Origin of the sequence: Fibrobacter sp. UBA7003, assembly GCA_002449765.1 — a bacterium.
GTDB lineage: Bacteria > Fibrobacterota > Fibrobacteria > Fibrobacterales > Fibrobacteraceae > Fibrobacter.
Genome location: DJXN01000013.1, coordinates 74501 through 86927 on the forward strand (window position 1 = coordinate 74501; position 12427 = coordinate 86927).

General features: G+C 56.2%; 10 protein-coding genes and 1 tRNA gene. 8 read left to right on the top strand and 3 right to left on the bottom strand.

The features are described 5' to 3' along the window. The first annotated feature begins 219 nt into the window (after positions 1-219). The 5 genes from rpsB to B2952_RS10070 all read left to right on the top strand — a co-directional run bounded on the left by rpsB (position 220) and on the right by B2952_RS10070 (position 7137). The gene (gene rpsB / locus B2952_RS10050) at positions 220-960 is read left to right on the top strand and encodes a 30S ribosomal protein S2 (RefSeq protein WP_072807887.1); all 741 of its coding nucleotides are present in this window, start codon (positions 220-222) and stop codon (positions 958-960) included. Between the two features lies 1 nt (position 961). Then, positions 962-1843 carry a translation elongation factor Ts gene (gene tsf / locus B2952_RS10055; RefSeq protein ID WP_072807889.1) on the top strand — a complete coding sequence of 294 codons (882 nt, stop codon included), beginning with the start codon at positions 962-964 and terminating at the stop codon, positions 1841-1843. 325 nt (positions 1844-2168) lie between these two features. Continuing rightward, a complete protein-coding gene (locus B2952_RS10060) occupies positions 2169-5741 on the top strand; it encodes an EAL domain-containing protein (RefSeq protein ID WP_290736621.1) in 3573 nt (1190 codons plus the stop codon). A 34-nt stretch (positions 5742-5775) separates the two neighbouring features. Continuing rightward, positions 5776-6219 (top strand): hypothetical protein, encoded by a 444-nt coding sequence (locus tag B2952_RS10065; protein WP_290728647.1) that lies wholly within the window; start codon positions 5776-5778, stop codon positions 6217-6219. 30 nt (positions 6220-6249) lie between these two features. Beyond that, positions 6250-7137 carry a hypothetical protein gene (locus tag B2952_RS10070; protein ID WP_290736619.1) on the top strand — a complete coding sequence of 296 codons (888 nt, stop codon included), beginning with the start codon at positions 6250-6252 and terminating at the stop codon, positions 7135-7137. A gap of 35 nt (positions 7138-7172) precedes the next feature. Here the strand turns inward: B2952_RS10070 and B2952_RS10075 are convergent. Beyond that, positions 7173-7246 (bottom strand) — tRNA-His (locus B2952_RS10075). Positions 7247-7333: 87 nt separating this feature from the next. Then, positions 7334-7696, bottom strand: coding sequence for a hypothetical protein (locus B2952_RS10080; protein WP_173365230.1), 363 nt, complete (start codon positions 7694-7696; stop codon positions 7334-7336). Positions 7697-7762: 66 nt separating this feature from the next. Here B2952_RS10080 and B2952_RS10085 point away from each other — a divergent pair, with 66 nt between their 5' ends. Beyond that, positions 7763-8686 carry a ComEC/Rec2 family competence protein gene (locus B2952_RS10085; protein WP_290736616.1) on the top strand — a complete coding sequence of 308 codons (924 nt, stop codon included), beginning with the start codon at positions 7763-7765 and terminating at the stop codon, positions 8684-8686. Here B2952_RS10085 and B2952_RS10090 read toward each other — a convergent pair. Further along, entirely contained in the window at positions 8683-9429 is a 747-nt protein-coding gene (locus tag B2952_RS10090; RefSeq protein WP_290724890.1) for an acyl-[acyl-carrier-protein] thioesterase, read from the bottom strand. The genes B2952_RS10085 and B2952_RS10090 overlap by 4 nt on opposite strands. 48 nt (positions 9430-9477) lie before the next feature. Here B2952_RS10090 and aroA point away from each other — a divergent pair, with 48 nt between their 5' ends. Together aroA and B2952_RS10100 are read left to right on the top strand one after the other, a co-directional pair. Next, entirely contained in the window at positions 9478-10821 is a 1344-nt protein-coding gene (gene aroA / locus B2952_RS10095) for a 3-phosphoshikimate 1-carboxyvinyltransferase (protein WP_290736613.1), read from the top strand. Continuing rightward, positions 10818-12413, top strand: coding sequence for an extracellular solute-binding protein (locus B2952_RS10100; protein WP_290736610.1), 1596 nt, complete (start codon positions 10818-10820; stop codon positions 12411-12413). The genes aroA and B2952_RS10100 overlap by 4 nt, the downstream gene beginning before the upstream one ends. The last annotated feature ends 14 nt before the right edge of the window (positions 12414-12427 follow it).

Below are 12427 nucleotides of genomic sequence, written 5' to 3' on the forward strand. Positions count from 1 at the left end.
CCTTTTTACGGCTTTTTCGTTCAAATATACATTAGACACCACTCCTTCGATTTTCTATATTTGACCCCGCTCGGGCAATTTCGCCCGGGTAAAACCAATCACCGGTTTGCGAGAGTCGCTTCGGTGGCGCGGTCCTGGGCCTGAGGTTCTCCCCGAGTCAGGGCATCGCTTCGCGGCTTATTTGCATGCCGGGTAGTAACAACCGAAAAGGAATACATTATGGCAAATCTGCCTTCCGTTGAAGATCTGCTTGCAGCAGGCTCCCACTTTGGTCACCAGACTCAGCGCTGGAACCCGAAAATGAAACCCTACATCTTGGCCGAGAAGAACGGTATCTACGTTCTCAACCTGTCCAAGACTCGCGACCTCCTCGAAGAAGCCGCCAAGGCCGCCGCCAAGATTTCTGAATCTGGCAAGACCGTGCTCTTCGTTGGCACCAAGCCGACTGCCCGTCAGTGCGTGCTCGACGCCGCTGCCGCCTGCAACCAGTTCTCCGTTACCAACCGCTGGCTCGGCGGTATGCTCACCAACTTCCAGACGGTCCGCAAGTCCATCAAGAAGATCGACAAGATCGACGCCATGGAAAACGACGGTACGTTCCAGGCCCTCTCCAAGAAGGAAGTGCTCGACAAGAACCGCGAACGCGAAAAGCTCCTTTCCGTGTTCGGTGGCATCCGTGAAATGGTGAACCTTCCGGGTCTCCTGGTCGTGACCGACCTCGCCCACGAAAAGATTGCCGTGGCCGAAGCCCGTCGCCTCCACATTCCTATCATTGGCATCTGCGACACGAACGTCGATCCGACCCTCGTGGATTACCCCGTGCCGGCTAACGACGACGCCGTGAAGTCCATCAAGCTCATTGTGGACTACATCGCCGCCAACGTCAAGGCCCGCGTCGCCAACGACAAGAAGGCCGACAAGGAAGAACCGAAGAAGTTCGACAACGGCGAGGACAAGTAATATGCAGATTACCGCTTCCCTCGTTAACGAACTCCGCCAGAAGACTGGCGTGGGCATGATGCAGTGCAAGAAGGCCCTCACCGAGACTGACGGCGACATGGACAAGGCCGTCGAGCTCCTCCGCAAGCAGGGTGCCGCCGTCGCTGCAAAGCGCGCCGACAAGGCTGCCAAGGAAGGCCGCATCTACCTCGTGGAAACTGCCGACAAGGCTGCTGCGTTCGAACTCTCTTGCGAAACCGAACCGGTTTCCAACAACGATGACTTCGTTGCTCTCGCAAACCTCGCCGTCAAGGCCGTGGAAACGCAGGCTATCTCCTCCGTCGAAGACCTCAAGAACGCTGTCGTCGACGGCGTGAAGATTGCCGACCGCCTCGCCGACGTTCTCGTGAAGATCCAGGAAAACATCGACTTCCGCAAGTTCGGCGAACTCAAGAAGGTCCCGAATTCCGTGTTCGGTGTTTACAGCCACATGAAGGGCAAGATCGGTGTGATTACCGAACTCGCATTCGAAGGCTCTGCCGACGAAGCCGCCCTCAAGGCTGCCGCCAAGGACATCGCTATGCAGGCTGCCGCATTTGCTCCGGTTGCCCTGAACGATGCTTCAGTCCCGGCCGAAACGATCGAGAAGGAAAAGGAAATTGCCAAGGCCCAGATCGAAGCTTCTGGCAAGCAGACCAAGCCTGAGTTCATGCAGCGCCAGATCGATGGCCGCGTGGCTAAGGTCCTCAAGGAAATCGTTCTCGAAGATCAGGAATTCTTCATGTCCGAAAAGAACCCGAAGAAGCTCAGCGTCAAGGACTACCTCCAGGAAGTCGTTGCCAAGCAGCTCGGTCTTTCCAGCCTGAAGGTCGTGAACTTCATCCGCTTCGAACGCGGTAACTAGTTTGGACATCGTCCTCGCGTAGAGGGCGTCATCCTCGCACAAAGGATGTCATCCTCGCTATACGATACTTGGCAACTTGTTGCCATAGTAGAGTTATCCTCTTTGGGGAGTAGGCGAGGATCTTCAAACATTAAATGGGCCGTCCCTTCCCGGGACGGTCCTTTTTTTTTATGAAAAAACGCAAATCCAGGGGTTTTTGTGACAAAAATGTAAGAAAGTGTTTGCATTATCGAAAATAAAAGATTAGTTTAATGGTAAAGAAGATGAAGTTTTATCAGGTGGCTTGGTTATGGCGGTGCAAGAGATTGGTTGTTTTCCGGAGATATTGCGTCGGGAACTGGAGAATTCCGAAATTCCGCTAGCCGTCTACCAGTTTACCGGCGGCTGCGTCCGGACAGTCCTCGTTTCGGACGGGCTTGTGCGCCTGCATGTTCCCGGTTCCTCGCGAGAAGACGTCATCCGCCTTCTCGACACGGACATGTACAGGGGCGTTCACCCTGAAGATACCGTCTACGTCGCGACCAGGGCTGCCGAATTCGCGAAACTCGAAGGTGGCCGCTACGAGGTCGTCTACCGCCAGAAGCTGCGCGGCGAGGATGCATACCGTACCATCCATGCGGTGGGCTACCATCGCCATCTCGAGGACGGCTCGAAGTGCGCCGTGGTCGTCTACGACGATGTTACCGACGCGCTCGATGCGAACGGGAAATCCCTCCAGAATTTCGAAGGCAGCGTCGTGGAGTTCCTGAGTACGGACAAGGTGGACCCGTTTGTCATCTTCGATGCGAAAACGTATGAGATCTATATGGTCAGCGCGTCGATTGAACGCGTCTGGAAACCCGTGAAGGCCTTTGATTCGGGAATCAAGCTGGCGGATTACTTCTTCAACGAAGACGAACTGACCCTGCTGCCGTCTATCAACGGCATCCTAGAAAGGGGCGAGGCGATTATCCGGAGCCCGCGTTCCGGGAAATACCTGATACTGAACGTATCCCAGATTTCGTGGAAGGGGAAGAGCTCCATATTCCTGACCGTGAGCGAACATGCCGACCGCTATTTCGACCCCCTGACGGGACTTGCGAATCTGAAATATGCCCGCCTGTGCGGCGAGAACTATATCGACGAAATCAGGGAGGCGGGAGGCGCCCCGGTCCTTGCGTTTATCGATATCGTGGGGATGAAGCTCTACAATAGCGCGAACGGGTTCCGCAGGGGCGACGAACTCCTGGTGAACCTTGCGGATTGCCTCAGGGAACAGTTCGGGAATAACCTGATCTGCCGTCTCGCGAACGACCACTTCGCGGTAATCGCGGACATCGACGGCATCGAGGAAAAGCTGGCCGAAATCCGCAAGTGCGTCAAGGGGGTTGTGTCGAAGATATCGATGGACCTCTATGTCGGAATCTGCAGGATAGAGGAACTCGATGAATTCCTGGAAGCGATCGAAAAGGCGAAACTCGCCTGCAGCCTCCAGAAGAAGCAGGGCGACAAGTTTATCCGCTATTACGACGATGGCCTGCACAAGGATCTCCTGCTGCAGAACTACGTGGTGAACCATATCGACGAGGCGATCGCGAACGGCTATATCAAGATTTACTACCAGCCGGTCGTCCGCACGATTACGGAAACGTTCTGCGGCATGGAGGCGCTTGCCCGCTGGATAGACCCGCAGTACGGATTCCTGAATCCGGGAGTGTTCATCGGCGCGCTCGAGGATTCCCGCCAGATTCACAAGCTCGACAGCCACGTCATAGAGCTTGTCTGCAGGGAACTGCGCGACGAACTGGAACACGGCCGCCCGGTGGTCCCCGTGTCGTTCAACCTTTCGCGCCTGGATTTTACTGGCTGCGACATCTTCGAGGTGGTCGAAGGGACGCTCAGGAGGTTCGGGATAGGCCACGAGTTCATCCGTGTCGAAATCACCGAGAGCATCATGGCGTCGGACCCTTACGTGCAGCGCGAAATCGAGCGCTTCCGCCTGGCGGGTTTCGAGGTCTGGATGGACGATTTCGGGAGCGGGTATTCCTCGCTCAACACGCTCAAGGATTACAAGTTCGACGAACTCAAGATCGATATGGCGTTCCTCTCGAACCTGAACGATGTTTCGCGCATCATCATCAGTTCGATGGTCCGCATGGCGAAACGCCTTGGCCTGAAGACGCTTGCCGAGGGTGTCGAGACGCAGGAGCAGATGGATTTCCTGAAAGGCATCGGGTGCGAGAAGGCGCAGGGCTACTATTACGGCAAGCCGCAGCCCCTGGCCGATACCATGAAGCACATGGAAACCAGGGGTATCGTCGTCGAGGACGCCAACATGAGGGCGGTCTATTCGAAACTGGGAAGCCTCGACTACCTGGTGGAAACGCCCATGTCGATAATGACCTACGAAAACGGGGTGTTCAAGTTCCTGTTTGCGAACCGGCAGTACGAGGAACAGCTCCGGAGCCTCGGGTTTATGAGCAGGAAGGACGTGGAAGACGCTTCCAACAATCCCCAGAACCCGGTGTACTACACGCTGCGCGAAGGGGAGAGGATGGCCTACATGTCGCCATGCGAAATGACGTATGCGACTCACGGGGTCTATGTATTCGTGAGGGGGAGCCTGGTTGCCGATATCAACGGCTGCCACATATACAACCTGATGCTGCGCAATACGCACGTGAGCGCGTTTGACGGATTGCCCAACAACGAGAGCGTGACTGCTCCCGTGCGGACGAAGACGGTACTGCTCGCCGACAGCAACCCGCAGAACAGGGCGTTCCTTGAAAGTGTCTTGCGGGCGGATTACAACATGCTGATCGCAAGCGACGGCGCGCAGGCGCACGAACTCCTGCTGGAACACCGCAGGAACATTTCTCTCGTGCTGCTCGATGCGGGCCTCCCGAAAATGGACGGGTTTAGGCTCATCCAGGAATTTCAGGGAAGCAGGCGCGATCTCCAGATTCCGTTCGTCATGATGACGGACAACCTGGAACTTGCGAAGGAGAGCATCCGCCTGGGCGCCTACCAGTTTATTCTCAAGCCCATCACGGACAAGGGAATGATCAAGGCGAAGGTGGCGGGCGCAATCCGGCATGCGGAACTGCAGCACCAGATGGCGCTCAACTATATGGAGTATGTTCCCGGCGGCGTGGTCCTTATCAACGTCATGACTGGGAAAATCCTCTACGTGAATGCCCGTGCGCTCGATATCTTCGAATGCGGGAGCCCCGAGGAGTTCCGCGACTTCGTCGGCGCGAATTTCAGGAACGCTATCCTTCCGGAAGACTACGAGAAGATAGGCAACGAGCTCAAGGAACAGTTCGAGGCCGATGACGGCTCGACGAAGCAGATTTCCTACCGTACCAGAACGGGCAAGGGGAACATCAAGCGCATATACCATGTGGGCCGCGTCTACAAGGATACGCCGTATGGCCATATCCTTTCGGCGTTCATTTCGGAAGACGACATGGCGATGAAGAATTACTTTACTCGAAAGGACGCCTTTGCGAAGTTCATGGAATCGGGCGAGGCGACGCATACGAAATCTTACGACATGGGCTACAAGGGGTTCCTGTTCTGGAACCTGACGAAGAATTCCCCGGTGCTCAGGATGGACGGCATATCGTATATCCCCAAGGAGCTCCTCGCGGAATACACCTACGACCTCCATTACAGCTACCTGAGCTCCCTGATGCTCAAGAGCGAGGAAAACATCCTGAAATCGATGGACTACACCCGCGAGCGTCTGATTCTCGATTACCTGAACAAGTGCATCGTGCCGCCGCTCGATATCAGCTACGACATCGACGGCTTCTGTTTTACCATACGTTCGACCTTCGACATGATGATGGACCCGGATTCGGGCGACATTGTCCTGAAGCTCGTGAACGAGTGCATCAAGACGACCAAGGAATAAGACATTTTAATAAACATCAACAAAGGAACATCTAATGAAAAAAGCAATCCTTCTGACAATGATCATTGGTATACTTGCCCTGGCTGGGTGCAAGAAGAGCACGGCATGCTGGTATCCTATTGAAGGCGGCCATATCAATCTCGACAATGTGACACGCATATCGTCGGAAGCACAGCTGCTGCTCTGGGCCGATGAAGATATTGTGAAAAACGAATGGGGCCTGAAGGAGATAAACAAGGATACCCTGATCGATGGAGTCATTACCGAGAGCAATATCGAGAAGGCTATCGCCAGATTGAAGTCGACGACGAAAAATTATTCGCATGCGAATGCCAATGCGGCCATTATATTTGATAATTTTACGGTCAAACTGCAGGATACGGACGACATTCCGGGCGGCTGGTCCGACAACAAGGGACTTGTCAAGTTGCTGCAAATGTGGCTTGATGCGAAGAAAGATGTCGATTCGATGCTGTAGGATGAACGCCGCCCACAATAAGAGAGATTTATGAAAAAACTTCTTTTGGCGCTTTCGCTCGCCCTGTTCTGCGTGCCGGAGGCCTTTTCCCAGGATATCATCCATCTGAAGAACGGCAAGGATGTCGAGGCCAAGATCATCGAGATGGATGGCGAATCAATCCGCTACAAAAAATTCAGCTACCAGGACGGGATGGACCTTGTTGTCCCGATTGGCAAGGTGGCGAGCGTCACCTACGCTAACGGCGAAATCGAAACGTTCGACGAACCGGACGTTCCTGCCGCCGCACCCGCTGCCGCCCCGACAGTGGTCTATGTTGAACAGGGAGCTGCGAGTGCCCCGCGCAAGAATCAGATGGAAGATCCCGAATCCGTGTGGTACAAGGCGAAGGAGAACGCCTTCAGCGTCTGGGCCCAGCCGCTGGGATTTGCCCTTTGGGGGCCCATGGTGGGCGTAGGGTACCGTCGCGGGTCGTCCCTGCTTGCCGATGTCTATATCAGGTTGCCGCAGTTCGGCTATACCTACTCGCTTGTTTCGAACAGTCCGGACGAGTTGTCCGGTGTCGCGCTCGGGTTCGAAATGAAATCCCTTGTCATGAGGAGCAACGGAGGCTGGTATGGCGGTGGCCTGCTGGAAGTAGGATATACGGGAGCAGTCTACTCTAAGGGCGCACTGAGCGAAGAGGATTACCAATGGTATACGTTCGTGTTCGCGTTCTCGGGTGGATACCGGTTCTGCTTTGGACAGGGTTTCCATTTGGATGTGGGTATCATCTCCGGCATACTCCTGGTCTCGGATAATGACTGGCGTTATTCGAATCCCGCGAATAGCTACTATTCGCCGGATTACGACCGGGTCGATGACGGCTTCATAGCCTATTTCGGAATGCCGGTGCTTTCGCTCGGAATCGATTTCTAAAAAAAATCCCGCGAGAAATCGCGGGATTTTTTGAGGGTGGGTGACCGGACTCGAACCGACAACATCCAGAATCACAATCTGGGACTCTAACCAATTGAGCTACACCCACCATGAGTGTGAGCCCAAATATAAAAAAGCCACCCCAAATTTCAAGGGATGGCATTAAAAAAGTCGCAAAAAAGGCCGGGTCGGGCGCCTAGCCGTTCTTTTTCTGCATGATGCGGATGAAATTCTCGCGCTTGAAGTCGTTCCTGTGTTCCAGGCAGAAGCGGGGATACACGGTCTGCTTGGGGAAGACCTTGATGGTAAACGTCCCGTCGCAGCCTTCGAGGCAGCACTTGAAGGTGAGGTCCATGGACTCCGTGTAGTTGTGGCGGAAGATGATGTTCTTGGACTCGATGCTTTCCACGTTCTTCTTCTGCTTCTGGCGCAACTTGATGTCGCGGTGCAGTTCGCAGTACTTGGCGATCGGGTGGCCCCAGAATTCGCGGCCGCAGCCGGGCTCCTGGCAGATTTTGAGCTTGATACGCTTCTTTTTCTTGTATTTGGGTAACTGCATACTGCAAATTTAATAAAAAAAACGACTGATTTGGCACATTTTCGCCGCGAAATCGTTTTTATAGGTATGAGATACTTTCTTTTCCTGAAATTCCGGTTTTTCCTGCCGTTCCTGCCCAGAATGTTCTTTGGACCTATGGGCATTTTGCTTTTCACTTTCGTGGCGGGATGCTCGCCCGAAATTATCCGCGAGGGGGAGGCGCCTCCTTCGCCTCTTGTCGTGACGGTCCTGGACGTGGGGCAGGGCCTCGCGGTGCTGCTGGAGTGCGGGGGGCGCTATGCTCTCTACGACTCGGGGCCCGATTCCGCGGGAGTCGCCGACACGCTGCGTGCGCGCGGCATAGATTCGCTCGAATGGGTGCTCGTGAGCCATTACCACCGCGACCACGGCGGAGGGTTCTTCGAGTTCGGATCGAAAGTCCACGTCCGGAACCTCTTCGTGGGGCCGGATACGTCGGGCGGGTTCGTACGCGACAGCGTGCTAGCGATAGCGCGTCGCGCCTCTATCCCCGTCGATACGCTGATGCGCGGGGTGTCCTTCGCCCTGTGCGGCGACATGCCGGAATCGGCACCTGCTCCCCGATTCGACGTGCTCTGGCCACCCGCCTACGTGCGCGAGGGCGGGAATCCGGCAAGCGTGGTCGTGCGCGTGGAGTATGGCGCAGGAACGGTCCTCTTGACGGGAGACCTGGATTCCGCGGGGGAGCGCCGCCTGCTGGAACTGTTCCCGACGCTCTCGGCCGACCTGCTGCAGGTGGCGCACCATGGTTCTGCGGGGAGCAGCTCGCTTCCCTTCCTTGCTCGGGTGTCTCCGCAATATGCGGTAGCGAGCGTTGGCGAAAAAAACCGCTACGGCCATCCTTCCGCTTTGGTTGTCCGTAAGTTCGAATATGTCCTCGGGGACTCGGCGCGTTTTTTCCGTACGGACAGGGACGGAAGCGTGCGGTTTGAACTGTGGCCCGGTCTTGGGGTTGTCGCCGGTGGCGACTAGTCCTGGAATCCGATGCGAGCCTGGAAGTGGCACTGTGTCATGTCGCCCGCGTTCATGCCGAAGATATAGGCGTGGTGGTTTGTGTTCTTGAACCGGACGATATTTACTTCGCCTCCGAGCGGCACCTGCGTGACATAATTCATTTGTATGGAACGGATGCGGCGGCTCCTGATTTCTTCCTTGTCAAGGGAATCCATGACCCAGTCGACATAGCGGCAGTGGTTCACGTGCTTGTTCATGTCGAGGTCGCTGTATTTTGCGATTTCGGTGCGGATGACCTTGGGCTCGATTTCGGGATCCAGGATTTCCATCATTTCGGGAAGCGCATCCTTGCCGCGAAAAAGCGGGATGGGGAAGGGGCTGTTGGCCGGGTTCTCGGATTTCCCCGTCTTGAGGTTCACCAGAAGCCAGCTCGACGTGGCCTGAGCGATGGAGTGCCCCTGTGAATCGAGGATGGAATAGTCCTTGAGGCAGACCTTGTCCTTGTAGAAATCCTTCGCCCATGTCGATACGGAAATCTTCTCGCCCCAGACGGGCGTGTGCAGGATGCGGATTTTCATGCGCGTGATGACGGTGGTGTAGCCCGCCTGCATCATTTTCCAGAGCCCGAATCCGTTCCTTTCGGCGTCGGCGATGGCGGTCTCTTCCATGAACAGGAAAAGGTTCGACAGTTTGAGGCGGCTGTGGTGGTCGCAGTCCGAAAAGCGAACTTCGAAGTCCTTGGTCGTGATTTCCTGTTCCATGGGGCACCTTCCTTTCTTGTTCCTTTCAATAATTTATAATTTTGAAGCATGGAAGATTTTCAGTTCCGTCCCTCTTACAAGCTGTTGCCGCCTTCTAAGTCTTTTAGCGGCGTCGTCCGCGTCCCCGGTTCCAAGAGCATCACGAATCGCGCCTTCTTGATTGCGGCGCTGGCCTGCGGAACGACTAGGTTGCACAACCTGCTCAGGAGCGATGACACGCGCTACATGGGCGAAGCGCTCCAGAAGCTGGGCGTGAAAATCGAATTTTCGGAAGATTTTTCGGAAGCGACCGTCTACGGCAACGGCGGCCCGATCGATGCCCCCGCGGATGCATCGGGCGAGAAGAAGGCCGAACTTTACCTGGGAAATGCCGGGACGGCGATGCGTTCGCTCTGCGCGGCACTGACTCTTGGCAGTGGCACTTTCTGCCTCTCCGGCGAGGAACGCATGAGCGAGCGTCCCATCCGCGACCTGGTCGATGCCCTGCAGAAGCTCGGTGCCGAAATCAAGTATGAGGAAACGGAAGGGTACCCTCCGGTGACCATCAGTGCGCACGGCCTTGAAGGCGGGGAGGTCTCCGTCCGCGGCAACATCTCGAGCCAGTACCTGACGGCGCTCCTGATCTGCGCGCCCTACTGCAAGTCGCATCTGAAAATCCGCGTCGAGGGCGAACTGATTTCGGAACCCTATGTCGCGATGACACTTTCCGTGATGAGGCGTTTCGGGCTGAATGTAGAATGGCCTGCCGGATACCCCTACGAATTTGACGTGCCCCACGGAGTCTTCAGTAGCCCCGGCGATTTCTTTGTCGAAGGCGATGCGAGTTCTGCCTCCTATCCGCTTGCGGCCGCCGCTATTTCGGGTGGCCACGTGAAGGTGCTCGGCGTGGGCAGGAACAGTATCCAGGGCGATGTCGCATTCGCCGAGGTCCTGCGGGATATGGGGGCCGATATCCGCTATGGCTCCGAGAACGGAGAAGACTTTATCGAGTGTGTCGGTCCGAAGGGCAAGCTCAAGAGCCTGGGCGATTACAGCGCCATCGAGATTCCCGATGCCGCCATGACGCTTGCTGTCCTTGCGCTGTTTGCCGATGCGCCTACGACAATCCGCGGAATCGCGAGCTGGCGCGTGAAGGAGACCGACCGCATTGCTGCGATGGCGGCAGAGCTCCGCAAGGTGGGGGCCGAGGTCCGCGAATCGAACGATTCCATAACGATTACGCCGCCCGAAACATTGCAGCCGGTGACCATCGAGACCTACAACGACCACCGCATGGCCATGTGCTTCAGCCTCGTCTCGCTTGGAGGAGTCCCCGTCAAGATCATGGACCCCGCCTGCGTGAACAAGACCTACCCCCAGTATTTCGAGGACTTTGAGAAATTTGCCAAATGAGTAAACTGCTGAAGGATCTTCTTGCTTTTGTTTTTCTCACGACGTCGCTTTGCGTCACGGTGCATGCCGAATCTGTAATCGGCAGGCCGGTTGGGGCCGATACGCTTGAATTCTGGGTGATGGACAACGGGCTCGGCTCGCAGAAGTCCATCCACAAGATAGTGAAGAAGTTCCAGCGCGAAACGGGAACTCCCGTGAAGGTTCGCGTGCTCAACTGGGGCGAGGCCTTTGTCGAAATTTCCCGCGCGCTTTCGGATACGTCGGGTTCCGCTCCAGACCTGTTGCAGCTTGGTTCTACATGGGTCCCGCATTTCGCGGCGACGGGCAAGATTCGCGTCCTCGATTCCATGCTTGCGCAGATGGATTCGTCAAGGTTCTACCCCCAGACCTACGTCGCAGGCCATATTGCGGACAGGCCCGGGATATACGCCTTCCCGTGGTTCCTCGATGTGCGCGCGCTTTTCGTGAATGAGTGGCTGTGGCACAGCCTCGGCATCCTGGAATCCGATATCGAGGATTTCCCGAAGTTCATGGGTGCGCTCCGCGAAATCAACAGGGGCGGGCTCAAGAATACGGAGATGAAACCGGTGGCCGCGTTCTCGCTTCCCGGAAAGGACGACTGGACCGGGCCCCAGATGATGGCTCCGTTTGTCTGGAACCAGGGCGGGGATTTCATCGTCAAGAATGGCCAGCGCTACAGGAGCGGCTTGCTCGATACGGCCACCTTGAAGGGCGTGGCGACCTATGCGAAAATTCTGGGTGATACGGAACTTGCTCCGTTCGCTCTGCAGGACAATTCCGAACGCAGTGCTGCGCGCTTCGTCCATTCGGAACAGCTGCTCCACTACAGCACCTCGGAACTGATCCGCCAGCTGGAGTATCCGGCTTCTGCGGGCGGGCTTCGTTCCACCGCTATTGCCGATGACGGAATCATGATTGTGCCTTTCCCTGCCGGCCCGCAGGGCCGCTCCACGTTCGTGGGCGGTAGCCACCTCACGCTCCCCTCGAATGCGGATTCCCTGAAATTTGAGAAGGCGGAATCCCTGCTTGCCTACCTGTTGCGAGTTGACAACCTGGATGCGTTCTGCCGTTCCGTCGGATTCCCTCCTTCGGACCGCGGCCTCATGCGTATCTGGATGCAGGACCGCCGGTATTCGCAGCTGATCAACGATCTTGAACATGGCCGTAGTTTCCCGAATATTCCGGAGTGGGGCGCCATTGAAAACCTGCTCATCGGCCTTTCCAACAACATGGGCAATATGTTCTCCGGGGAGGCTGATCCCGTTGCTCGTGCCCGAGAAATGGCCGGGCTCCTTCTCGAAACCGACCGCCAAATCGACAGTGTCCTCGGGAACGCGCCGCGAGTCGATGCTGGCGCGCTCCGTCCTTGGATCGAGGGCGTCCTTTTAGGAAAAATCGAGGAAGTGACGCCCGAGAATCTCAGCTTTGAACCGCAGGAACCTCCGTTCCCCGTGTGGCGTGTGGTGCTTGTCGTCGGTTGTATCCTAGTGGTCGTAATCTTTGCGTTGCTTGTGTGGCTGCTAGTAAAGTTTATCCGCAATCGCCGGTCGGGCGGGAGATCCGGCAGGTGAGATTCGCTCGATAC